This is a genomic window from uncultured Sunxiuqinia sp. (assembly GCF_963974515.1).
In the GTDB taxonomy this organism is placed as follows: domain Bacteria; phylum Bacteroidota; class Bacteroidia; order Bacteroidales; family Prolixibacteraceae; genus Sunxiuqinia.
This window is the reverse complement of sequence record NZ_CAXBDD010000047.1, coordinates 1-23,291: the sequence shown is the minus strand read 5'-3', so window position 1 is coordinate 23,291 and position 23,291 is coordinate 1. Positions and strand designations below refer to the sequence as shown.

The following is a 23,291-nucleotide window of genomic DNA, read 5'->3' as shown; positions in this document are numbered from 1 at the left end:
AACTTTGCCAAAAATACAAATAAATGCAGGCAAGCATCAACGATATCCGAAAAGAATTGAGCGGGCTTTACCCGGCGGAGGAAATTGAAAGTTTTATCCGGATCATTTTCAGCAAACTGAAACAATACACCCTCACCGATTTGGTATTAAAACAGGATGAAGTATTGGCTGAAAAGGAGAAAGATCAGATTAAACAAATAGCGGCGCGGCTCAAAAACGGGGAGCCAATTCAGTACATTTTGGGCGAAACCGAATTTTACGGCTTGCCGTTTCGGGTGAAGCCAGGCGTTTTGATTCCACGGCCCGAGACTGAAGAGCTAGTCCATTGGGTTCTAAAATCGCAAAAAACGGATGGACTGCGAATTCTGGATGTGGGCACAGGTAGCGGCTGCATCCCCATCAGCCTCAAAAAGCATTGGTCTAAAGCGCATATCATGGCTTGCGACATTTCGGAAGAAGCTTTGGAAGTGGCTCGGATGAACGCCGGGCTAAACCAAACCGAAATCGCCTTTTTTCACCTGAATATTTTAAATCCGTTGCTGCCCAATTCCTTCCCGAAAATTGATATCCTGATCAGCAACCCGCCCTATGTCACCGAATCGGAAAAAGCGGCGATGAACGACAATGTGCTAAAGTACGAACCTGCCCGCGCCCTGTTTGTTCCCGACCACGACCCTTTGCTTTTTTATCGTGCATTGGCCATCTTCGGAAAAAATTACCTCACCCATGGCGGAAAACTTTTTTGGGAGATTAACGAATCCTTTGGAGAAAAATGTCGGGAATTGTTGAAAGAAATTGGCTTTTCCGACGTTCGGTTAAAGAAAGATTTGCAAGGGAAAAACCGCATGATTTTTGCCCGCTATTTCGAATCGTAAAGCACAACCGATGGAACGAAGAACATTTATACAACATAGTCTATTCGCAACGGGCGCCTTATTTTTTCTGCCCGCTTTTACAGCCACTCAAAAAGCCGAACTTGCCATTGTCCGTGGCGGAAGTGCAGCCAACATGCTGGACCTGGGACTGGATGCGCTGGGCGATCTAAGCCGCTTTGTAGAGCCCGGCCAGCGAATTTTGGTCAAGCCCACCATGCGCTGGAATCAAGCTCCGGAGAGCGGACAAAACACCAATCCCGAGCTTCTCGAACGCTTGGTTGAACGCTGTTACGAAGCCGGGGCCCGAGCCGTTTTCCTGGTGGATCAAACGCAGGACAATTGGACCAAATGCTACAAAAACAGCGGCATTGAACGTGTGGTGAAAGATGCAGGGGCCAAAATCCTTCCCGGCGACAAGGAGTTCCTTTACCACGAAATTGACATTCCCAATGCGCAGGTGATGAAGCGCCCGAAGGTGCACCAAGTCATGCAGGAGGTGGATCTGATCATCAATGTGCCGGCGGTACAGCCACAAACGCCGGACGGATATTTTGGCGCTTTTCACAACCTGATGGGGCTGGTTTGGCAGGCAGAAAATTACCAGCAGCAGGATAACCAAAGCATGCTTGACTTTCTACATTACAAAAGACCGGTGCTGACTATCATGGACGCATACCGGGTGGTGACTTCAGAGGGAGTCAAGGAATACAAAACCCTGGTTCTTTCTCCGGATCTTGTTGCCGCCGAAGCTTACGCGGCCAAACGCCTGGGAACCGATCTTCACACCCTGCCCTATCTTGATCTGGCCGAACATGCCGGATTCGGGCGGGCTGAGCTGCCTGCGGAACTTATTCGGAGCATCGTTCTTAAAAATTCGGGCAGTAAGTCAAACCCGTAAATTTGGGGTGATTTGCTTTCGTGCTTTTCTTTATATTTGTCTGACCAGTTTCTCACAAAATGAACGCTTGCTTTGAAAAAATTCTTCCAAAATATCTTTCTCCTTTTCAACCTGACAGCTATCGCAGGACTGTTGATGAGTTACCTGTCAGCCAAGATTAGCCCGGCAGTGTGGTGGGTTCCGGCCTTTTTCGGATTGGCCTTTCCCTACTTTCTGCTCGTCAACCTGCTGTTCATGTTGCTTTGGGTCTTTTCGAAAACCCGCTTTGCTATTTTGTCTTTTCTGGCCATTGCCATTGGTTACGGACACCTCAACCATTACGTTCAGCTTTCAGGAAGGGAAACCACCGAAGATGGCCTGGTAATCAGCAGTTATAATGTGAAGAATTTTTATGGCGAAGTGAACACCAAAGAAGACAATGTTGCCGATGAAATTTTAAAATACTTGCAGAGCAAGGAAGCCGACGTGATCTGTTTGCAGGAGGTGACCGTTTCAGGGCAAAAGCGGTTTACACAACAAAAGAGTAAGCTTTCGCATGACTCCGGGCTCAAATACGTGCATGCCAGCAAAACCGGCGGACCGGTCAGCTACTCGCGCTACCCGATCATAGCCAAAAATGAAGTTCATTTTGAAAGGTCGGCCAACATGATTCTCATTTCTGATCTGGTCATGGATCAGGACACCATTCGCCTGTTTAATTGTCACCTCGAAAGTTATCGGTTTACGGATGCGGAGATCAACTCGCTGGACTCACTGTCGTTTGACAAGCAGGAAGAAAGTTTACGCAAAGTACGGTACACCGGCTCAAAACTGAAACAAGCATTCATTAAGCGCACTGAGCAGGCAGAAACCCTGCACCGGCTCATACAAGATTCGCCGCACCCTGTCATTGTTTGCGGAGACTTTAACGACACGCCCGTATCTTACACCTACAGTAAGGCGGCCGAAGGACTGCAAGATGCTTTTGTGAATTCCGGCTCCGGAATTGGGAATACTTATCTGGGCAAGTTGCCCTCGTTCCGGATTGACTACATCCTGTACAGCCCGGTATTTGAAAGCTACAATTTTAAGGTTGACCGGGTGGTCCTCTCCGACCACTACCCCATCAGCTGTACCTTGAAGAAGAAAATTCAATAGAGTTTTTTACGCTTACGAAGAAACTGATGCAACACTTGTTTAAAATCTTCGTTAATGTCGGCCTCAACCAAATCGATGTGGTACTGTCCGCACTTCACCTTCAGTTCTTCAAAGTAACGGTCGACCGCCTTTTTGTAGTTTTCTTTCAACTCGTTGGGCGAAAACTTAAGCTGTTCTCCGCTTTCCAAATCAACAAAACGGCAGGGCCGGTTCTGAAAATCGAACTGCTTTTCCTGCTTGTGATCCGTCACATGAAACACAATGACCTCGTGCTTATTGTAGCGCAGATGCTGCAAAGCCGAAAACAAATCATCGCCGTTCCCTTCACCCATCATATCGCTAAAAATCAGAATCAGCGAGCGCTTGTGCACCTGCTCGGCAATCTGGTGCAAGGCATCAACCGTGTTGGTGGTTTTGCGCAGGTCATCTTTCCCGACCGACAACAGACCGGCCAATTTCGCATACAATAGCTCAGCATGCACAGAGGACAGCCGGTTTTCGGAGTGAAATTCAATCTGGTCCGAAAATAAGGTCAGGCCAACCGAATCGCGCTGCTTACGCATCAAATACATAAGGGCAGCGGCACTGTAGGCCGAAAATGCCAGCTTGTTGAACAACTTATTTTGGCCCTTTTCATAGGGAAACAACATGGACGAGGAGGTATCGATGACCAACTGGCAACGCAGGTTGGTTTCTTCTTCGTATTGTTTCACATACAAACGATCGGAGCGCGCAAACAATTTCCAGTCGATGTGTTTGGTTGACTCACCCTGGTTGTATTGCCGGTGCTCGGCAAACTCGACCGAAAAACCATGAAACGGACTGCGATGAAGGCCGGTGATAAAACCTTCAACCACTTCGCGGGCAATCAACTCCATGTTGTCGAACTGCTGAAACTGCTGAATGTCAAAAAGCTTGTTCATTACATACAAAAATAGATAAACCATTGGCGCTGCCAAACGGCTTTCAATCGATTTTCTCAAAGTATTCGCCTGTCAGAAGTTTTTGACCCATCGGCAGCTCATTTTAATCCCTTTTTACGCTTGTTTCACGCGGGGCAGATCGCTATTTTTGAACCATGGAAACGATTGATAAAAACAGCTGCCAAAAGATTGGCTACTTTCAGAAGCCACATGGCATCAAAGGGGCGCTTTCCCTGATTTTTGAGCCACAATATGATTTGAGCCTGGAAAACGAACCCACGCTTTTTTTGGAGTTGGATGGCCTGCTGGTTCCTTTTTTTTTCAGCACGGAAGGGATGCGTTTCCGCTCAGCTGAGTCGGCCATTGTTCAGCTGGACTGGGTTGACGATGAGGAGCAAGCGCGAAAACTGTCCGGGGTGTCAGTTTTTCTGAAACAAGAAGACCTGGTTGAGCCCGAAGAAGAATTTACCCTTCACCATTTGGTGGGCTTCTCTGTTTCCGATCTTCAAGTTGGAGAGATTGGAATCATTGAAAAGGTGGAAGATTACGGTGGGAACCTGCTGTTTCAGATTCAATACCAAGGAAAAGAAGTGTTGATTCCCTTCAATGAAGATCTGCTGATTGATCTCGACGAGCAAAACAAAAAGCTCGTGCTGCAATGCCCTGATGGCATCTTTGATCTGGACTGATTGCCCGTGGGGTAAAGTTTTCCCGGTTGACCGTGCAACCTTTTCATTTTTTAAAAGTCTTTCCAAAGTAATCCATGTACCATTAAAAAACAGAAAACTATGAAAACACAATTAATGATTTTCGCAACCATAATCGCCTTGTTCGTTTCGGTTCGGGCCAAGGCCGATACTGAATTCCGTGAACTACCTTCCTTCTCCGAAATTTCGGTTCGTATCCCGGCCAATGTCTATGTGGAACAAGGCAGCGAACAGTCCGTTGAAATCGTCGCCAAGACGTCCACGATGGAAGAAATCATTACCGAAGTGAAGGGACGCGAACTAATCATTCGCTTTGCCGCAAAAAATTACCTGTTCAAAACCTTCACCCCCGGCAAAATTGAGATTTACATTACCGTGCCCGAAATTGGCGCGCTGTCGCTTTCCGGATCCGGAAACATTGAAAACGACGGGCCCATTGAAAGCCGGATCCTTGACCTTTCAGTCAGCGGCAGTGGCGATATTTTACTGAACGACCTGAAGGCCAACCGCGTGAAGGCGACTATTTCAGGTAGTGGAAACATCAAAATTGAAGGCGACGGATCGGCCGACGACCTGTCGGTGAATCTTTCCGGCTCGGGTAATTTTAAAGGCATCGGCTTTGAAACCACCGATGTACTGGTGAAAATTGCCGGATCGGGAAGCGCTGATGTGCACGCGTTAAAGAACCTGAATGCACGCATTGCCGGCTCCGGAAATCTCACCTACAAGGGCAATCCACTGGTCGATCAGGGCATTGTTGGCTCCGGGAAAGTGAAAGAATACTAAGAGGTTTGAACGAGGCAAGCATTGGAGTTCCGTTCGGTGCTTCGCCTCGTCTTTTTCCCATCACCTACCACCCTAAACTACCCGCTTCACACATCAGAGTAAGAGCTCGATACACCGGAAAGCCTAAACACGCTCGCTTTCCGTTCTCAGGCACTAACTTTTGAGGTCTACCGTGATTTTTTATCAACTCTACCGCTGACTTTTCAGTTCTACCAAAAACGTTTGAATAACAAATCCCGGTACTTCATTCATCTACACCAATTTATTTTTTGAATTCTACCACAAAAATGTCAAGTGATCCCGATTTTGTCAGCCTGCGATCCTGTAGGGATAATTACAACAACCCTTTCGCTATTCCCATGCCTGGGTTTGCCATCCACTTGTCTTTCCTGACCCATTGTGTTGCACCCACTTCCGTGCTTGCTCATTATTAATTGTCCGCCCCCCGCGAGCTGCGCCCGGGGTGATGAACATGCTACTCCAACGGAGTCCTGCGGATGAACCGAGGGAGAGACAGCTCACAGGATCGGCAAGAATATCAAATCAGCTGCACAACGATGCAAAAAGAAATGTCACTTCAATAAACCTGAAGTGACATTTCTTTTTGCGTAGATGTTTGGATACCCTTATTTGGTCAGGCTAAATTTCTTCAAGGTGTTTGGGTTCACTTCCAGCGATTTCATCACTGAGTTCAGGCTATTGATATCAACCGACTTATCCATCGCCCAGTCGGCAGGTAACACCGCGATTCTGAAAACCTGGTCATCGGTTTCAGCCGGCAGCAATTCGCTCACCGTAAAATCCATAAACACTTTTACATCAGCTATCGTATAATCAAAATTGTACTGAATCACGCCATCGTCCAAAACAATGGTTTGCGGCAAGGGCCTCCAAACGTCAAGCGTCGATCCATTTCCGCCGTCGGCCACATCCCAAAGGATGTACACCATAACGATATCGGTTTCGTAAATTTCAAAATTGGATGGAAACTCGTAGTAAAGCTCGTATCCGTTTGCTTCCGTAAAATCGCCTTCAATTTCGAAGACACTCCCCAGCAGAGAAGTTCCATCTTCACCATCCTCTCCATCAAATCCGGGAGGGCCCATGGGTCCTTCGCAAGACGAGAAGACAGCCAGGGCTAGAATTAAAAAAAGACTGGTAATTGTTTTCATGTGCTTATTTTTAAATGATGTTTAACAACGTTTAAGTGTGCTACACAAGATTAATGCCAGAAGCCTGAGAACCAGAAAATGAACGTGATGTTTTTTCCCGAATGTCGACTAACCAACAAGATCCACGAGCCTGATGTCGAAGGAAAGAACCGCAAATGGTGGAATTTTGTTGCTGGTTCCTTTTCGTCCCCAGGCCAGATCGGCCGGCACCCAGAATTTGTAGCGGCTGCCTTTGCCCATGAGTTGCAAGCCTTCCTGCAAACCTTCAATCAGTTCGACCAGCCGTACCTCGTCGGGCTTGTTTTGCCGGTAGGTATCTTCCAGCAGGGTTCCATTGAGCAATAACGCCCGCTGATGAATCAGCACGGTGCTATCTTGATCCGGTTTTTCGCCCGCCACTTCTTCCACTATTTTATACTGAAGACCGCTGGCCGTTTCTACAACGCCGTCTTTTTGTGCATTCTGTAGCAGAAAATCCTCACCAATTTTTTGATTGTATCCGGCCGAACTTTTGCTTTTTCCTTTTTTCTCGCGTTTTGCCACTGCTCGTTTTTTCTTCAAAAGTAAAAAAAGAATACCTTCCTCGTTCTTGAAGAAGGTATTCCTGTCCGATTCAAATGATTTGCGAAAACTTCAGCTCCCACTAAAATCAACCCCTTCGAACACCATGGAAGGGGTTTGCCACGAGGAACTCAGATTGGCATCGTTTCCGACTTCAGCCAAACTCATCCACAAATCTTTCATGTTTCCGCTGATGTTCATTTCTGAAACGGGCCGGATAATTTCGCCATTTTCAATCAGGAAACCATCAATCCCATAGGAATAATCGCCGGTTGAGCCATTGGTGTTTCCGCCATTGAATCCAGTCACCAAAATCCCTCTTTTCATTCCTTTGATTAATCCGTCTAAATCTTTGTCGCCGGTTTCAAAAATCAAATTCGAGGTTTCACCCGTCGTTGGATCAACGCCTAATTTTTTGGCATAATAGGTATCAATGAAGTAGGTACCCAAAAAACCCCGATCAAAAACCTGCCGCTTTTTGGAAGCCAGCCCTTCGCCATCGAACAAGCATGAACCCAAACCTCCAGCAATTAGCGGATCATCAATCAAGCTTAGTTTTTCGGAAGCCACCTGTTTGCCAATTTGATCGATCAGAAATGAATTTTTCTGCTGAATGTTGTAGCCATTCAAGGCGGCCATCAAAGGAGAAAAAAGGCGTGAAACGGTTTTGTTCTCCACCAGCATGGTATATTTCCCGGAGTTGATCTTCGCCTGACCTATCTTCTTTAAAGCCCTGTCAAGCGCCGTGGTCCCAATATCCGACTTTTTCAGCTGCTCAAAAAAGATGGCCCGTTCGCTCCACGCTTCACTGGGACGCGCGTCGCCACCATCAACGGAAACCGATGCATACAGGCTAAAGTTGCTGTTGGCTGTTTCGCCTTCAAATCCATTGCTGGTCACCATCAGGCGGCTACTGGTGTTGTCGCCATAACCGGCTGTGATCGAAATAATGCGGTCATCCTTCTTGTACACCTCTTGTTCCACCTGAAAAGCAAGATCAACCTTGGTTTTTGGATCGATCGTATCATACGACTGATCAACCGTACCCAAATCTTCACCGCTGCCCTGGTAGTACAAACCGGCATCGGGCAGTGAGCGGAAAGGATCGGGCGAGAGGTATTTTGTTCCGGCAATAGCCTGTTCTATAAAATGAGCCAGCTCGTTTTTGTCCAGGCGATTGGTTCGGTGCGCCGAGTATTTGTTGTCAACAAACAAGCGAACGCTCATACTACTCTGGATGGCTTCTTTTAAGGTGTCTATCTTTTGCTCCCGCACATCCACATTACTGCTTTTGCTTTGCGATAGAATGATGCTTGCTTCATCGGCCCCATGATCCAAGGCATGCTGCATCGCCCATTTGGCGAGCTTATATTTTTCTTCTTGTGTCATTTCTATTCAATTTTTTTCTGATGAAGGTTCATTGGCTTAACTCATGCCGCCAACAGTTAATTTTTTAACCAGTACGGTGGGCAGCCCGCAAGTTACCGGCACCGTTTGTCCGGATTTTCCGCAGCTCCATGTTCCGTTGTCAATCAAATAATCATCGGCACACATGGTGATGTCAGCCAAAGCCTGCGGCCCATTCCCGATAATGTTGATGTCTTTAATCGGCTGGGTCAGTTTACCATTTTCAATCAGGTAGCCTGATTTCACAAAAAAGGTAAAATCGCCGGCACCAATTTTCACTTGTCCATTGCTGAAATTATCAACGTAAATTCCCTGCTTCACCTGGCCAATGATTTCCTCTTTTGAATGGGGACCGGTTTCCATGTAGGTAGCTCGCATGCGAGGCAGCGGCACGTGCCGGAACGATTCACGCCGTCCGTTTCCTGTAGGGTTCACTCCATAGTGCCGGGCGCTGATCCGGTCGTGGATGTAACTGTTCAACACCCCATCCTTTACCAGATAGGTCTTTTCGGTGGCATTCCCTTCATCATCACGGTTGATGGAACCACGATTTTCGGGTAGTGTTCCGTCGTCAATAATATTGACAAAACTTTCAGCGACCTTTCGACCCATCTTGTCCGCAAAAATGGAGGTTCCCTTTCGGTTGAAATCCGCCTCAAAGGTGTGGCCGATGGCTTCGTGAAGCAAAATCCCCGAGCCGCCTGCTCCCATCACCACGGGCATTTCGCCCGCTTTTGGCTTAGTAGCTTCAAACAGAAGCGATGTACGGTCAACCACTTCCTGCGCCAACTCATCCACGACCGCGTCATTTAAAAACTCAAAGCCTTTACGGAAGGAGCGGGATGAATAGCCATTTTCAATCTGGCCATCTTTTTCCATCACACAAAATGTTCCCAGGCTAACCAATGGCCGGTAATCATAACTGATTAAGCCTTCGGAACTGTAAAACAACACGTAGGCTGTTTCGTCGGTTAAGCTGGCATTGACTTTGGAAACCCGGCTGTCCATGGCAAAAACCTTGTCATTTAGGGCCTGAATAAACGGGATTTTCTCGGGAACAGTCGCCTCTTCCCACGAGCGACTGATGGCATAGTAATCGGCAGGCAACGCTTCCCTGATCTCCTGTGCAGGCACCGCTTTACTTCCACTGGCAATATTAGCCGCCGTATTGGCTGCTTTCATTAACGCTTCGGAAGTAATGGTCTCAGAATAGGCAAAGCCAGTCTGGTCGCCTTTCAGTACACGAATGCCAACGCCAAAATCAACATTGGAAAAAGCCCGATTCACATTCCCGTCTTCCAAGGCCAGGCTATTGAGGGTCTTGTGTTCAAAAAACAGGTCGGCGTAATCGCCTCCTTTACTCAGTGCCTTTTCCGTTACTTTTTGAAGCAACTGGAGGTTCACACCGAAATGATCCAGGTACGCCTGAATCTCGGAAGACAAAGGATTTCCTTGACACGACTGAATAAAAGCAGGCAAGAGCATACTCCCTGCAACAGCCGAACCAGAAGCCTTTAAAAAATCTCTTCGGTCAATGGTTCTCATTTTAAGTAGAAATTTATCTGTTTGTAAGTATTTCAATATGGTATGACCATCAGTCAATCCAATAGGATATGTCACTTTCTCCTTACTAAAATTACGCAATGACAAGTTAATTTGAAGCAATCGGTTGACATTTCTTTTTCAGAATAAAATCCAAAAGGCCCGCCCCTCAAAAACTCCGCAACGGTCAAAAACAGGGGGTACCAGCAGAAAAATTACTTTTATTCTGAATTCATCTATTCTATTTTTAGCGATCTGACAATTATAAAACCTCTATTTAAGCAACTATGCCTATCAAAAAACCGGGGTCTTTAAATAAAGTAATTCTCTATGTGAATTTTGTATTAACTTTTTACAAATTGACGCGTTATTATTTATATTTTTGTCTGTTCGTTCTATTTTTGACATCAAATTTTCGAAAAAACACATCATTAACTTATAAATTGTAACAAGATGAAATCAAAATTGGAGTATATCTGGCTGGATGGATACAAGCCGACTCAAAGCTTAAGGGCAAAAACAAGAATTGCAGAAAATTTTAGTGGGAAATTGGAGGATTGTCCGGTATGGTCATTTGATGGGTCATCAACCCAACAAGCGACAGGTGGAGCCTCTGACTTGTTATTGAAGCCAGTTGCAGTTTTTCCTGACCCTGATCGCAACAATGCCTATGTGGTCATGACTGAAGTATTGAATGCAGATGGCACTCCCCATGAATCTAATGGCCGGGCGCACATTGAAGAAGAAGACGAAGATTTCTGGTTTGGTTTCGAACAAGAATATTTCCTGATGGATCCTAAAACCAACAAGCCTCTTGGATTCCCGGCTGATGGCTATCCTGCTCCCCAAGGACCTTACTATTGCGGTGTAGGTGCTGACAAAGCTTTTGGTCGCGACATCGTTGAAGAACATTTTGATATTTGTTTGGAAGCTGGCTTGAACGTGGAAGGGATCAATGCTGAGGTTGCTGCCGGCCAGTGGGAATTCCAAATTTTTGCTAAAGGAGCACACAACGCCGGCGATCAGATTTGGGTTGCCCGCTACTTCCTTGAAAGAACTGCCGAAAAATATGGTGTTGTTGTTGACTGGCACCCAAAACCACTGGGCAAAGAACTGGATTGGAATGGTTCAGGGATGCACGCCAACTTCTCAAACGGCTTAATGCGGACTTGTGGAGACAAAGCTGTGTTTACCGCGATTTGCGAAGAGTTTGGAAAAAACATCAAAGAACACATCGATGTTTACGGAGCATACAACGACCAACGTTTGACTGGTCTGCACGAAACAGCTGCCATTACTGATTTCAGCTATGGTATTTCCGACCGCGGTTCTTCCATCCGTATTCCTGTAGGAACAGTTGAAGATGGCTGGAAAGGCCGCCTGGAAGACCGTCGCCCTGCATCAAATGGTGATCCATACAAAATCGGAGCTGTGATCATCAAAACAACGCACAAAGCGGTTGCTAAAATGTAATCTAGAAAAATTAAGCATAGTAAAAAGCTGTCCCTGGAGGACAGCTTTTTTTATGCCCTTACCACCGACAATGATTCGGATTGTTTATTTTTGACATTCAATTTGAAAGCGATGCAACAAAAGCGAATAAAAATCAACCGTCAACTGTTTGAAGAAACCTCCCATTCTCCGGCATTGGTCGATATTGTTGGTGAAGAACAGCTTGAACAGGTGATTGACTACTGCTTTATCGCCAATCCCTACTACCCTACTGACGATATGCTGGAGCAAATGAAATCGAAGCTCAGCTCCATTATCAAAGCCTATCCTTCGAGCAATCCCAGGCTGGCGCGTCAGCACCTGGCCGAGGTTTTACAGGTGAACGCCGAATGGCTGGTTTTAGGGAACGGTGCCACCGAACTGATCACCCTGATCGAAAAACACCTGGTTAACGATCTGGCGATTCCAATCCCTACCTTTAGTGAATATATTGAGAAACTGCGAACGTCCGATGCCGCCAAATTCTTTCAGCTGAATCCGAAAAAAAACTATCAACTCAATCTTGCCGAATTCGCAAGCTGGATCAAAGAAAACAAAATTGGCGGCGCGCTGCTCATCAACCCAGGCAACCCAACCGGCCAGCTAATTCCAGCAAACGAACTGAAGCGGTTTTTAAACGAAATGACTCACCTGAAACTCATCTTGCTCGATGAGTCCTTTATCGATTTTGCAGACGAAGAAATCCCCAGCTTATTACACGAAGTGGAACAGTACAAGAACCTGATCATCGTACGGAGCATGAGCAAACACTGTGGAGTTCCGGGATTACGGCTGGGCTATTGCTGCACTTCGAACCAGGCGTTTTTGCAGCCCTTAAAAGAGGCGCTGCCCGTTTGGAACATCAATTCGATGGCCGAATATTTCCTCCTCCAACTGAAAAACACCAACAAAGCTTATCACAAATCCCGAATGCATGTGATCCGCGACGTGAGGGACCTCTACCAAAAACTGATCAAGCTGCCCGGCTATCAAATCTATCCTACCGGAAGCAACTTTATTCTGATAAAAATTGAATTTGGGATGAGCGCATTCGACCTGCAAATGCAATTACTGGAGAATCATGGGCTTTATGTGCGCGACTGTAGTAACAAGATTGGTCTGGATAACCGCCATATCCGGGTGGCCTCGCAGGGAAAAGAAAAAGATCAGTTTTTGATCGCCGCACTAAAAGAGTTGGCAACAGAGCATGCGCACCGATAAGATACCAGAGGTAGGCTTTAAATGGTTATCTAATCCTCGAACGGTCATTTGAAAAAAGCTTCAGAACGCCTTGGTCAAGAGATGAAGAACAATATTGGTATCGATTAAGATCTTATCCGTTTATTTGTATTTGTCCGCCAGGTAACCTCCATAGCTTTTTTGTTGTCAAAATCAACTGGATTGACTCGTCCGGTTAGACTTTTGACCGGTGGAGATATCTCATTATCTTCTCCCTGCTGGTTTGACAAAGCCTGCGATTAGTTTTCAATCATTTTTGAAAGACTCGTATCCTTTTCTCTGGCATACTTCTTTGCTTTTTCAATTGCAGACTTATGTATTTTCAATGCCAGCTTCGTATTCATGACTTCAATTTTAATACGCTCTCTGCAATTGTGCATTCACTTGTGGAAGTTGAGCCCAGGTAGCTTGACAAGATCCTTGCCCCCAAACAAAGCCTACACAGAATTCAGAAACTGGCCACCGTATCGCACACGTAGGTTGGGATGATCCCGGTAGAGCGGATTTTCATTTTGGCATTTTCAGGCAAGGTGTTGCCCGACAAAACCAGTACCGTATCCATTCCAAATTTGTTGCCGCCAATAATATCGGTCAGCAAAGTATCTCCTACCATCAAAATATCGTCGCGGTTCAGTGGTTGCTTTTGGCAAGCTTTCTCGTAGGCGAACATAAACATCTGGGCATCGGGTTTTCCGAAACGAATGAAATGTCGTCCCAAAATATCTTCGATCATGTCTGAAATTCCACCGATCGCTATAGCAATATCGGTGCGATTCACCGGGTAATTGATATCGGTATTGGCAACGATGACCGACATATTTTTCTTGCGCAGCAGGTTAATCACCTTGTTGATGTCGTTGTTCCAGTCAAAACCTTCGTCATCCAAAAAGACCAGGCATTTAATGTCGTCCACTTCATCGAGCCTAAGCTTGTTTATAGACAAGGTTTCCAAGCCCGCCTTTTCAATATAGTGGGCCGATTGTTCTGTTCCGAGATAAGCTACGCGGCCTTTTTTTATTTTCAGCTTCAGCCAGTCGTGCGCCAGCATGCCGGATGAAATAATTTTTTCGGTTGTCAAACTGGGGATTCCGTTGATCTGGTATTGCCTGGCCAGGTCTTCGGGACTGCGCGAAGCATCGTTGGTCAGCACATAATAGTCAATTCCCTTTTCATCCAAAAAATCAAAGGTATTTTCTATTCCTGGAATAATCCCCTTGTGATTTTTCAATACCCCGAAAGCATCAAAAAAAACCGCCTTGTAGTTGGTCACAATGCTTCTGAAATCGCTCGTCTTCATAGGACTTAAATTTTTAATGCTTTCAATAGTTTATCGACCTTGTAGTTGGTGTCAATAGCCGGAATATACAAATCATACGCTTCCTTCTGCAACTTCCGTGCGTACGAAGGTAAAAAGAAATGCGTCCCGTCCTTGATCACATAATTCAAAATGAAGAACCGGTAAGCTTCCCGGATCAAGCGAACTTCAGATTCGTTGAGCGGAAAAATACGGTGATATTCCTTTAGAAACATGATAAAACGGTCTTCCATCAGGGTGTCGATCCCGTAGCTAAACACCGTGCGATCGCCCACATCAGACACTACGCGGCTGAAGAAGTAGAAATCCATCACCCGCGTGGATTCGCGAAACCAGTCGTAGTCCCACCGCGAATAAAACTTGCCGTCGCCCCGCACCGAAAAGTTACCAATGTTCCAATCCACAAAAACCGGAATCGTTTCAATTTGGGTTGAATAGTTCACCCGGTCAGCCTGCATCAAAAACGACTCACATTGCTGCTTCACCATATCCCGCTGCTCGGCTGTCCCGCAAAACTTCCCAGTGTCGATGTTGCGCAGCAAGCGGTGAATGTCAGTCACCACAGTTTTCGAGGCGTTCGGAAGCTGATTGGCGACATTGGTACACGCTTTATGAAACCGCGCCAACTCGCGCCCCAACTTGCGGATGTGCTTATCCTCCAGGCGTCGGGGCATTTTATGTTTTATTTTGATAGGATTGTAAAAAACCACCCAAGCCGTACTATTCTGCTCATAATAGCGATAAATAAACAGATCGTTTCGCTTAACCAGCGACCGGGCAAGGAAATTCTCGTAGGGAGCCTCCAGGTTATTGGCCAGGTTATTGATGATGATATGATCCTCTTTAAAGTGCTCAAAATTACCGTACTCCGACAGTTTGGCAAAAACAGGCTGCCGGTCGTAAAAGGAAATTTTATAAACCTGGTTGGTCGATACATGGGCACTCACGTCATAAATCCCTTTGATTTCGTGCCGGTCATCAAACTCAGCCCAAGCCCGCCGTATGATTTGAAAATAATCGAGCGTCTGCATAATCTTTTCTTTTTCTGAATTCCCCAAAAGTAATCAGAAACGGGGGATTTTCAGATAATCTCAAAATACCTTTTTATTTCCCAATCGGTTACTGCCCTCGAGAATTCGCGCCACTCCCACTCGCGGGTGGCTGCAAAATGAGAGACAAAGGCGTCACCAAACAAGCTGTTGGCCAAGGCCGAATCTTTCATTTTACGTGTGGCGTCCATCAGGTTCGAAGGCAAGCGTTCGCGGTCATTTTGCACGTATTCATTCCCAGTGGTTTTCGGCGTACTTAATTTCAATTCATGCTGAACGCCGTACAAACCAGAAGCCAATGAAGCGGCCATGGCCAGGTACGGATTGGCATCCGACCCGGGAACGCGCATCTCCAGTCGGGTTGATTTCTCCTGTCCGTTGATGACCCGCACTGCCGTTGTGCGGTTATCTAGTCCCCAACTGGCCGTGACTGGCGCCCAAGCTCCTTCGCGCAGCCGCTTGTAACTGTTTATAGTTGGCGCATACATGGGCAAAATGTGTGGCAAACAATGTAACAGGCCGGCCAGGTAACTTTCCATCAGCTGACTCATAGGCGCTTTTGGCATACCCGAATAAAACAGGTTCTTGTGCTGATCCTGATCCCATAAACTTTGATGCAAATGCCCGCTGCAGCCGGGCAGCTCCTCATTCCATTTAGCCATAAAACTGGCAATAATGCCGTGTTTGTAGGCAATTTCGCGCACACTGTTTTTAAACAGCACCGCTTTATCTGCTGCATTCAAAACTTCATCGTAGCGAATAGCGGCCTCATAGACCCCGGGCCCGGTTTCCGTGTGCATGCTTTCCAAGTTCACCCGAAACTGGTCAAGGTAATTGAACAAGTCGTTGAAATAAGCTTGAAACTGGGTGGGCCGCAACATGGAATAGCCAAACATTCCAGGCGAAATTGGATTGAGCTCCGTGTAGTTTTTCGCGGCCAGTTCATTCGAGGTTCCCAAAAAGTTGAACCATTCAAACTCCTCTGAGAAAACGGCTTGAAAGCCCATCTCGTTGGCTTTTTGCCTGACCCGCTTCAGCAAACTCCGCGGACAGGCCGCACGGCCTGCGCCTGGCTCATTGTTAAAGTCCGCTAAAAAGAAAGGCAACTCACGATCCCATGGAATGGTTCGGTAAGTAGAAAGATCGATGCGCGCCTTGGCATCCGGATAGGCCGTATGCCAGCCTGTTAGCTGCACGTTGTCGTAGCACTTGTCGTTGGAATCCCAGCCAAAAACTACATCACAGAAGCTTATATTCTCGTTGGCGACTTCGAGAAACTTATCTTTGTGAATCGTCTTTCCACGCAAAATTCCGTCAACATCGGGCACCGCAAACTTGATTTTGTTGTGCTGACTTTCCTTAATTACCTGTATCAACTCCTTGTTTTCCATAGCTATTGCTTTCATCCAACCTAAAAAAAATAGATCCCGTTTCACTTGTCTTCCGAAGCTGAACATCTGCTTGTCCAGCGAGTAATATCTAACCAACCAGAAAAACAACAACCTTCTGCTGCGGAAATGTCGCCTCATCAGATACCAAAATAACAAATATTGGAGGATTTTAAACCAAGCAGGCAAGAAATATAACAAAACGAGTGATTTCGCAGTCGTGCTACCGTAGATGCACTCGAATCAAAAACCTTTTTTTATGTTCGTCCCAAGCAAGATTCCCCGGTCAATTAGTCTCCATTTTGTCACAAAACAACCTTCTGCAAAAATCACTCATTTTAAATAAACATCCAATTTTTCATGGCTTTCAAGCCTAAAATAATGAAATATAATTCATCTACCCGGTGAAAAATTAGGACAAAACAGAAAAAACATAGGTATTTCGTCTTAAAAAAACCGTATTTTTGAGTTCGAATTAAGAAGAACATTATTAAGTCCAATTATATTAATCAAACTTTCCAAATCATGGCAGATTTTAGATTTAAAGCCCTCCAAAAGGTGATCGAACGACAGCCCGTTGCAATTGTTCGCGAGCATAGCCTGACTTCCGATTTTTATGGGAGAAATGTTTTTGATCGTCCCAAAATGAAAAAATACCTCTCCAAAGAAGCCTTTAAGGCGGTGATGGACGCAACAGATTATGACAAGATGGTGGATCGCAAAATGGCTGACCAGGTAGCACAAGGGATGAAAGCCTGGGCCACTGAAAATGGCGCCACGCATTACACCCACTGGTTTCACCCGTTGACGGACGGGACAGCAGAAAAACATGATGCATTTATTGTACACGGTGAAGACGGTGGCGTGGTTGAAGCCTTCAGCGGAAAGCTCCTGTCCCAACAAGAGCCCGATGCTTCATCGTTTCCAAGCGGTGGTATTCGCCAAACCTTTGAAGCCCGCGGCTACACGGCCTGGGACGCTTCTTCTCCGGCCTTTATTGTTGACGGAACCCTATGTATTCCAACCGTATTTATTTCGTACACCGGCGAAGCACTCGATTACAAAACTCCACTGCTGAAATCATTGCATGCCGTAGATAAAGCCGCCACAGCCGTCTGCCAATATTTCGATAAAAATGTAACCAAAGTGATTGCCAACCTCGGTTGGGAGCAAGAATATTTTTTGATTGACGAAGCCCTTTATGCTGCACGCCCCGACCTGATTTTGACCGGACGGACGCTGATGGGACACGCCTCATCGAAAGACCAGCAACTGGACGACCACTATTTTGGGTCGATTCCAACCCGGGTTTACCGATTTATGGAAGACTTGGAAAACGAAGCTTACAAACTGGGCATCCCCATAAAAACCCGTCACAACGAAGTGGCACCCAATCAGTTTGAAGTGGCGCCTATTTTCGAAGAAGCGAATTTGGCCAACGACCACAACCAACTGCTAATGGATATTATGAAAAAAGTTGCCCGCCGTCATAATTTCCGGGTGCTGTTTCATGAAAAGCCATTTTCAGGCATTAACGGCTCAGGAAAACATAACAACTGGTCGCTATCAACCGACACCGGCGTTAACTTGTATTCACCAGGGAAGAATCCTAAAACCAACCTGCAATTCCTGACTTTTGTTATTAACGCCATGAAAGCGGTATACGACAACCAGGATTTATTGCGTGCCAGTATCATGAGCGCCGCCAACTCGCACCGGCTGGGCGCGAACGAAGCGCCACCGTCTATCTTATCTGTTTTTCTGGGTACCGAAGTCAGCAAAATGCTCGACTTGATGGAAGAAGCCGTGGTTGACCGCAAAATGACCCCGGACGAAAAAACGGCTCTGAAACTAAACATCGGCCGCATTCCTGAAATCATCCTTGACAATACCGACCGCAACCGCACATCGCCTTTCGCTTTTACCGGAAACCGTTTTGAATTCCGTGCTGTCGGTTCTTCTGCCAACTGCGCCTCCTCCTTAATCGCGTTGAATACGGCCGTGGCTGCTCAACTCGGAAAGTTCAAAATCGAAGTTGATGAATTGGTGGAAAATGGCGTCAAAAAAGATGAAGCTGTTTTTCAGGTTTTGAAAAAACTCATCATCAATACGAAACCCATTCGTTTTGATGGCGATGGCTATAGTGGAGACTGGGTGGTTGAAGCCAAAAAGCGAGGCCTGACAAACATCCAGAGTGTACCGGAGGCCCTTGAAGCCTATCTCACGGACCAGACAAAGGAGCTGTTTGCGTCGCAAGAAGTGCTTTCGGCCAAAGAACTGGAAGGGCGTGCTGAAGTAGAGTTCGAAAAGTTCACCATGAAAGTGCAGATTGAAGCGCGTGTCCTGGGCGACTTGGCCATCAACCACATTGTGCCCACCGCTGTTCAGTACCAAACGACCCTGCTGGAGAATGTCAAAAATATGAAAGAAGTTTTTGCTGCCGATGAATTTGAAGAGCTGGCCCATGCCCGCAAAGAATTGATCCGCGAAATTGGCGGACACATTTCAGCCATCAAAGCAAAAGTAAAAGAAATGGTCGAAGCGCGTAAAATAGCCAATGTGATTGACGATTCGATTGAAAAAGCCAAGGCATACGATAAAACGGTGCGCCCTTACCTCGATGATATCCGCTACCACATTGACAAGCTGGAACTCACCGTGGACAACGAACTCTGGCCACTACCCAAATACCGGGAACTACTGTTTGTGAGGTAATTGTATCGAATTGAAAAGAAAAACAAAACCGCCCGTCTGATTCCACCCAGGCGGTTTTTGTTTCCAAGCGATGTCTATTTTAGGATTTCCGACAAACGCCCCACCCCCGTTAGAATCGGGTGTTGACAATGTTGGTGAATTTTGAGCCAAAGGTGTAGGTAATGGCAATGGAGCTTTCGAAGGAATAGTCGGTGGCCAGCTCGCGCTGCTTCAAAAGCACATCTTCCAGTGACGCTTCTCCTTTTGGAAGTCCAAGCTGATCACGTACCACGCTATACTCGATCTGAAAACTCAGTGAAAGTCCTTCGAACAACCGGACCGATGTTTGCCCATAAAGCTCAAACCGGCGACGCGCCAAATCGTGCAAATACTGAGACCCAGAGAATCCGGTTTCGATGTTTCCCCAAGGCTGCAGAATGTTAACCACGCCTCTAACTTGATGGTTAAACAGGTTCTCCTCCATTTTCCCATAAATCGTTTCTTCGTAATAATCGTGGTAGCCGTAACCCAACTGGTAAGTAAGGGTAATGGCCTTACGAGTAGCTATTTCGTATGGGAAGAGACTGTATTCGACGCCGGGACTCAAAATGACTTCGTGACGGATATTACGCCCGTTTTCGGTCAGGTAAGTGCCGAACAATCCTGCAGACCAATGATCACTTAAACTTTTTATGGCATACGAATCGAACCCATGCCTGCGTTGGATACTCACAACGGGTTCTTCGCGCTCCGAAGTTTGGATTTTGACCCGTCCGTAATTAAAGTACGGTCTGAGGCGAAATTTCCAATCTTTCGTTACCCGGTCGGCGAAAAAGCCCCAGCGGGAATCGAATTCAGTCTGGTTCGATTCCATCTCAAGCTCCACACTCCCGACGTAGGCCTGAAAAACCCAGAAATCCCATGGGTCGTCTATTTCAGTCCGGCCACTACTGCTCCCATCATCTTCATAATCGATCGTGAATCGCACGCCAAGCGGAGTCTGCAACATGAACGAGGCATAACCCATCTTTAAAAAGCCAGTCAATGCATCTCGAATTTCGTCTTCAGTCGCGTTGTGCCCAACATGGTGTTTCAGCGTATATTCTGTTCCGGCAAAAGCATGGCGGCCAATAAAAGAAAATTGGTACTCCCGGCCTCCCCCCGCGGTTCCCTCTTGAGTAACAAACACATGAATGTCGGCCATCTCCGGATCGCGGACATAATTTACAAAACTCAGCTCTGTTCGAATGAAATTATAGTCGCAATCCCGGCAATCAATATACACATAAGGCGCTTGAGCCAGTTCCGATGAAATAGATTCAGTGATGGTGTCGTTCATGGCCTCCTGCGCTAAAACGCTGTTAAAGCCAAACAAAAGTTGAATCCAAAATAGGATAAAGAACAGGTGAAGTACAATCCCCACAGGATTCTGAAAAACACATTTCTTTTGGGATTGAATTCCGGGCATATCTTTTGGTTTTTTGGTCAATTTTTAATTGATCACCACTTTTGCCACAACCGGCTGATGATCGGATGGGTATTTTTCATCGTAACTATCTGTCAGCACGCCATACCGCTTTACTGTAAAATGATCTGACACAAAAATGTAATCGATTCTCCGGTCCATCGGAGCAAGAAAATCAAAACTATTAAAGGTTCCCACGGGTCCGTAAGGAGGCATTTCGCTCACCTCATAAGCATCGTTTAAAAACGATTTGATGGTGACAATCTGTTCCGTATCGGGCGTAGAGTTTAAGTCACCGAGAAAAAGGATCGGTGCATCGCCTGCGATTTCCTTCATCTTTTCAACGACCAAAATACCAGATTGCCGGCGGGCCTCAACGGCTTGGTGATCGAAATGTGCATTGAACACCAAAAACGTCTTTCCGGTGAGGTGATCGTTGAATTTTCCCCAGGAACAAATCCGCCGATGCTTGGCCTCCCAACCATAGGACGGTTTATTAGGCGTTTCACTCAACCAAAATTCACCGCTGTCCAGCAACTCAAACCGTGACTTTTTATAGAAGATCGCGGAATGTTCTCCAGCCTGCTGGCCATCGTCGCGCCCGACACCGGTAAACGCGTACTCCGACATTTCCGAAAGGTCATTTAATTGCCCAATCAGGCCCTCCTGGGTACCAAACAGATCAAACTCATGATAGCGAATCAACGCTTTCACCTGCTCCTTGCGGTTAGGCCAGGCATTTTCACCATCATTGGGCGTGTTGTAACGAATGTTGTAAGTTGCAACGATTAAGTCCTGTGGTGAAGAATTGTCAGCCTTTGGGCTGCTGCAGGCGGCAAACAAAAAGAACAGAAACAAGTAAAATAAGATTTTTGCATTCATCGGTAGTGGTTTAAATGAACGAATTACCCGTAAAGATAAGATGGTAAAACCAATTCACCATCATCTAATGGTCTGTCAACTCATTATACGCGATACAGATCCTCATCAGCAACGCCATATCTTCAAGGTGTATTCTCGGTATCTTATAAGTTAAAAAACACCGAAGCAATACAGTAGCAACACGGAAGATACCCGGAAGATTTTGTTTTGGTGCGAGCTAAATATGGCCAGGCTGTATAGCCGGAATTGGAGGGAGTGGTTGAAATCGACCTGTTTAAATCTGTATGCCATCCTTAATAGACTCCAAAATTGCCCTCTTCCAAAAGAGGAAGCAGTTCTTCCACCACATCGTCACGCCGACTGGCAATATTGTTATTTTCGTTGGGATCGGTATCGTGGTCGTACAGTTCAACAACTGGTTGTGCCTCCCTAAAATATTTCGTCAAACGGTACTGCGAGGTACGCAAGGTGATACCCTGATTAAAATACCCCCAGGCAGCATCTTCCCAGTTCGGAGTATAAGGATTATTCAGCAAGGACACCATGCTGTTACCATCGGTTTGAACGTTCATTTCCACTTGGCAAAGGTCCATGATGGTTGGATAGATATCGACAGAGCTGACAATCCGGTCAATCCGCTTACCCGATGATTCTCCCGGAACCTTCATGATGAGCGCGCTTTTCAGCGCCTTTTCAAAGATGGTGTGTTTTCCCCACACCCGATGATCGCCCAGGTGCCAGCCGTGGTCACCCCAAAGCACCACGATGGTGTTTTCGGCAAGACCAGATTCTTCCAGCTCATCGAGCACCTTCCCGATTTGGGCATCGACATAACTAACCGCTGCAAAATAAGCATGGCGGAGCTTTCGCTGGTAAGCCTCCGAAACAGGCTGGTCAAGCGAAGGTTTTTCATCTCCGGCCTGGTAGCTCTTAAACTCCCCGCTTCCGTGCAGGCTGGCCGGATTAACATTCTCCGGAATATTCGGGGATGGGGTCAACGCGATTTCCTCCTCATCATACATATCCCAATATTTTGCCGGCGCGTTAAAAGGCAAGTGCGGTTTAAAAAAGCCCACACCCAAAAAGAAGGGCTGATCCTTTTGCTTGAGTTCTTTCAATTTTTCAACAGCCAGCTTGGCGGTCAATCCATCCGGATAGCCTTCATCATCCACCTCTCCCCGCTCATAGGGTTTGACCTGTTTGTTCCGGCTTTGGCGGTTGGAGCCATCAGCATAAGCAAAAAAGGCATTCCAGCCCGTTTCCCATTTGCCGGGATCAAACAACATTTCGTTCCAACTGTGCGGAAGCTCCAATTCGGTTCCCACCGAATCGGTATAACCATACAACAGCCCATCAGCATAATGGCTGATCTTTCCAATGCCTACCGTATAATATCCGTTTCTTTTTAAATGGTGGATGAAGGTTTCGGGAACTTCCGTTTCCGGTTCCCCTGAGATAAAATTACTGATGGCTTCGTTGGACAAGTGCCCTTGGGTTCGGGGATACATTCCGGTCAGAATGCTGTAACGCGATGCCCCGCAAGTGGGAATGCTGACAAAATGGTTGATAAAAACGGCACCGTTTTCCGCCAGCCGGTCGATATTGGGCGATTTGATGTGTTCGTTTCCGTAACACCCCAACTCGGGGCGAAGGTCATCGACACAAATAAAGAGGACGTTGCGTTGCTGCCTGACATTTTCGTCCTTGGCGTTTTGTTGGTTGCAAGCAGTTGAGGAGCAGATCAGCGCTGCCAGAAGAAC

General features: G+C 46.5%; 20 protein-coding genes. 8 read left to right on the top strand and 12 right to left on the bottom strand.

All coding sequences use genetic code 11. The features are described from left to right. Positions 1-23 precede the first annotated feature (23 nt). From prmC to AAC033_RS11430, 3 genes are all read left to right on the top strand, one after another. Positions 24-875, top strand: coding sequence for a peptide chain release factor N(5)-glutamine methyltransferase (gene prmC, locus AAC033_RS11440; RefSeq protein WP_339738179.1), 852 nt, complete (start codon positions 24-26; stop codon positions 873-875). Positions 876-885: 10 nt separating this feature from the next. Beyond that, complete coding sequence (locus AAC033_RS11435; protein WP_339738177.1) at positions 886-1,773, top strand: DUF362 domain-containing protein; 888 nt, start codon at positions 886-888, stop codon at positions 1,771-1,773. Positions 1,774-1,845: 72 nt separating this feature from the next. Beyond that, positions 1,846-2,910, top strand: a complete 1,065-nt coding sequence (locus AAC033_RS11430; protein ID WP_339738175.1) for an endonuclease/exonuclease/phosphatase family protein — start codon at positions 1,846-1,848, stop codon at positions 2,908-2,910. On the opposite strand, the gene AAC033_RS11425 is transcribed toward AAC033_RS11430, so the two are convergent. Further along, complete coding sequence (locus AAC033_RS11425) at positions 2,904-3,893, bottom strand: DUF58 domain-containing protein (protein ID WP_339738173.1); 990 nt, start codon at positions 3,891-3,893, stop codon at positions 2,904-2,906. The genes AAC033_RS11430 and AAC033_RS11425 overlap by 7 nt on opposite strands. 95 nt (positions 3,894-3,988) lie before the next feature. On the opposite strand from AAC033_RS11425, the gene rimM reads away from it, so the two are divergent. Both rimM and AAC033_RS11415 read left to right on the top strand, forming a co-directional pair. Next, positions 3,989-4,522: a ribosome maturation factor RimM gene (gene rimM / locus AAC033_RS11420; protein ID WP_339738171.1), complete on the top strand. Its 534-nt coding sequence runs from the start codon at positions 3,989-3,991 to the stop codon at positions 4,520-4,522. A gap of 99 nt (positions 4,523-4,621) precedes the next feature. Continuing rightward, a complete protein-coding gene (locus tag AAC033_RS11415; RefSeq protein ID WP_339738169.1) occupies positions 4,622-5,326 on the top strand; it encodes a head GIN domain-containing protein in 705 nt (234 codons plus the stop codon). Positions 5,327-5,952: 626 nt separating this feature from the next. Here the strand turns inward: AAC033_RS11415 and AAC033_RS11410 are convergent. The 4 genes from AAC033_RS11410 to AAC033_RS11395 all read right to left on the bottom strand — a co-directional run bounded on the left by AAC033_RS11410 (position 5,953) and on the right by AAC033_RS11395 (position 10,011). After that, the gene (locus AAC033_RS11410; RefSeq protein WP_339738167.1) at positions 5,953-6,498 is read right to left on the bottom strand and encodes a hypothetical protein; all 546 of its coding nucleotides are present in this window, start codon (positions 6,496-6,498) and stop codon (positions 5,953-5,955) included. 108 nt (positions 6,499-6,606) lie between these two features. Continuing rightward, positions 6,607-7,041 (bottom strand): FKBP-type peptidyl-prolyl cis-trans isomerase, encoded by a 435-nt coding sequence (locus AAC033_RS11405; protein ID WP_339738165.1) that lies wholly within the window; start codon positions 7,039-7,041, stop codon positions 6,607-6,609. Between the two features lie 90 nt (positions 7,042-7,131). Then, positions 7,132-8,448: a TldD/PmbA family protein gene (locus AAC033_RS11400; protein WP_339738163.1), complete on the bottom strand. Its 1,317-nt coding sequence runs from the start codon at positions 8,446-8,448 to the stop codon at positions 7,132-7,134. Between the two features lie 36 nt (positions 8,449-8,484). Further along, on the bottom strand, positions 8,485-10,011 hold the full coding sequence (locus AAC033_RS11395) for a TldD/PmbA family protein (protein ID WP_339738161.1): 1,527 nt from the start codon (positions 10,009-10,011) through the stop codon (positions 8,485-8,487). Between the two features lie 450 nt (positions 10,012-10,461). Between AAC033_RS11395 and AAC033_RS11390 the strand changes: the two genes are divergently transcribed. Both AAC033_RS11390 and AAC033_RS11385 read left to right on the top strand, forming a co-directional pair. Continuing rightward, positions 10,462-11,481 carry a glutamine synthetase beta-grasp domain-containing protein gene (locus tag AAC033_RS11390; RefSeq protein WP_339738159.1) on the top strand — a complete coding sequence of 340 codons (1,020 nt, stop codon included), beginning with the start codon at positions 10,462-10,464 and terminating at the stop codon, positions 11,479-11,481. Between the two features lie 111 nt (positions 11,482-11,592). Then, complete coding sequence (locus tag AAC033_RS11385; protein ID WP_339738157.1) at positions 11,593-12,720, top strand: histidinol-phosphate transaminase; 1,128 nt, start codon at positions 11,593-11,595, stop codon at positions 12,718-12,720. A 257-nt stretch (positions 12,721-12,977) separates the two neighbouring features. Here the strand turns inward: AAC033_RS11385 and AAC033_RS11380 are convergent, their stop codons facing one another. From AAC033_RS11380 to AAC033_RS11365, 4 genes are all read right to left on the bottom strand, one after another. Next, positions 12,978-13,082: a DUF6364 family protein gene (locus AAC033_RS11380; protein ID WP_339738155.1), complete on the bottom strand. Its 105-nt coding sequence runs from the start codon at positions 13,080-13,082 to the stop codon at positions 12,978-12,980. A 104-nt stretch (positions 13,083-13,186) separates the two neighbouring features. Next, complete coding sequence (locus AAC033_RS11375) at positions 13,187-14,035, bottom strand: HAD-IIA family hydrolase (RefSeq protein ID WP_339738153.1); 849 nt, start codon at positions 14,033-14,035, stop codon at positions 13,187-13,189. Between the two features lie 5 nt (positions 14,036-14,040). Next, the gene (locus AAC033_RS11370) at positions 14,041-15,084 is read right to left on the bottom strand and encodes a hypothetical protein (RefSeq protein ID WP_339738151.1); all 1,044 of its coding nucleotides are present in this window, start codon (positions 15,082-15,084) and stop codon (positions 14,041-14,043) included. 50 nt (positions 15,085-15,134) lie between these two features. Continuing rightward, on the bottom strand, positions 15,135-16,493 hold the full coding sequence (locus AAC033_RS11365) for a glutamine synthetase family protein (RefSeq protein ID WP_339738149.1): 1,359 nt from the start codon (positions 16,491-16,493) through the stop codon (positions 15,135-15,137). 522 nt (positions 16,494-17,015) lie between these two features. On the opposite strand from AAC033_RS11365, the gene AAC033_RS11360 reads away from it, so the two are divergent. Further along, complete coding sequence (locus tag AAC033_RS11360) at positions 17,016-19,205, top strand: glutamine synthetase III (protein ID WP_339738147.1); 2,190 nt, start codon at positions 17,016-17,018, stop codon at positions 19,203-19,205. Between the two features lie 109 nt (positions 19,206-19,314). On the opposite strand, the gene AAC033_RS11355 is transcribed toward AAC033_RS11360, so the two are convergent. The 3 genes from AAC033_RS11355 to AAC033_RS11345 form a co-directional block, all read right to left on the bottom strand. Further along, positions 19,315-20,652 carry a hypothetical protein gene (locus AAC033_RS11355; protein ID WP_339738145.1) on the bottom strand — a complete coding sequence of 446 codons (1,338 nt, stop codon included), beginning with the start codon at positions 20,650-20,652 and terminating at the stop codon, positions 19,315-19,317. A 24-nt stretch (positions 20,653-20,676) separates the two neighbouring features. Then, complete coding sequence (locus AAC033_RS11350; protein ID WP_339738143.1) at positions 20,677-21,531, bottom strand: endonuclease/exonuclease/phosphatase family protein; 855 nt, start codon at positions 21,529-21,531, stop codon at positions 20,677-20,679. A 293-nt stretch (positions 21,532-21,824) separates the two neighbouring features. Continuing rightward, the coding region (locus tag AAC033_RS11345; protein ID WP_339738141.1) for a sulfatase at positions 21,825-23,291 on the bottom strand (1,467 nt) is incomplete at its 5' end.

Coding starts and splice junctions, on each gene's coding strand:
- rimM (WP_339738171.1), top strand. CDS start 3,989: ATGGAAACGATTGATAAAAACAGCTGCCAAAAGATTGGCTACTTTCAG.
- AAC033_RS11355 (WP_339738145.1), bottom strand. CDS start 20,652: ATGCCCGGAATTCAATCCCAAAAGAAATGTGTTTTTCAGAATCCTGTG.
- AAC033_RS11390 (WP_339738159.1), top strand. CDS start 10,462: ATGAAATCAAAATTGGAGTATATCTGGCTGGATGGATACAAGCCGACT.
- AAC033_RS11415 (WP_339738169.1), top strand. CDS start 4,622: ATGAAAACACAATTAATGATTTTCGCAACCATAATCGCCTTGTTCGTT.
- AAC033_RS11365 (WP_339738149.1), bottom strand. CDS start 16,493: ATGGAAAACAAGGAGTTGATACAGGTAATTAAGGAAAGTCAGCACAAC.
- AAC033_RS11380 (WP_339738155.1), bottom strand. CDS start 13,082: ATGAATACGAAGCTGGCATTGAAAATACATAAGTCTGCAATTGAAAAA.
- AAC033_RS11375 (WP_339738153.1), bottom strand. CDS start 14,035: ATGAAGACGAGCGATTTCAGAAGCATTGTGACCAACTACAAGGCGGTT.
- AAC033_RS11435 (WP_339738177.1), top strand. CDS start 886: ATGGAACGAAGAACATTTATACAACATAGTCTATTCGCAACGGGCGCC.
- AAC033_RS11360 (WP_339738147.1), top strand. CDS start 17,016: ATGGCAGATTTTAGATTTAAAGCCCTCCAAAAGGTGATCGAACGACAG.
- AAC033_RS11350 (WP_339738143.1), bottom strand. CDS start 21,531: ATGAATGCAAAAATCTTATTTTACTTGTTTCTGTTCTTTTTGTTTGCC.
- prmC (WP_339738179.1), top strand. CDS start 24: ATGCAGGCAAGCATCAACGATATCCGAAAAGAATTGAGCGGGCTTTAC.
- AAC033_RS11370 (WP_339738151.1), bottom strand. CDS start 15,084: ATGCAGACGCTCGATTATTTTCAAATCATACGGCGGGCTTGGGCTGAG.
- AAC033_RS11395 (WP_339738161.1), bottom strand. CDS start 10,011: ATGAGAACCATTGACCGAAGAGATTTTTTAAAGGCTTCTGGTTCGGCT.
- AAC033_RS11385 (WP_339738157.1), top strand. CDS start 11,593: ATGCAACAAAAGCGAATAAAAATCAACCGTCAACTGTTTGAAGAAACC.
- AAC033_RS11400 (WP_339738163.1), bottom strand. CDS start 8,448: ATGACACAAGAAGAAAAATATAAGCTCGCCAAATGGGCGATGCAGCAT.
- AAC033_RS11410 (WP_339738167.1), bottom strand. CDS start 6,498: ATGAAAACAATTACCAGTCTTTTTTTAATTCTAGCCCTGGCTGTCTTC.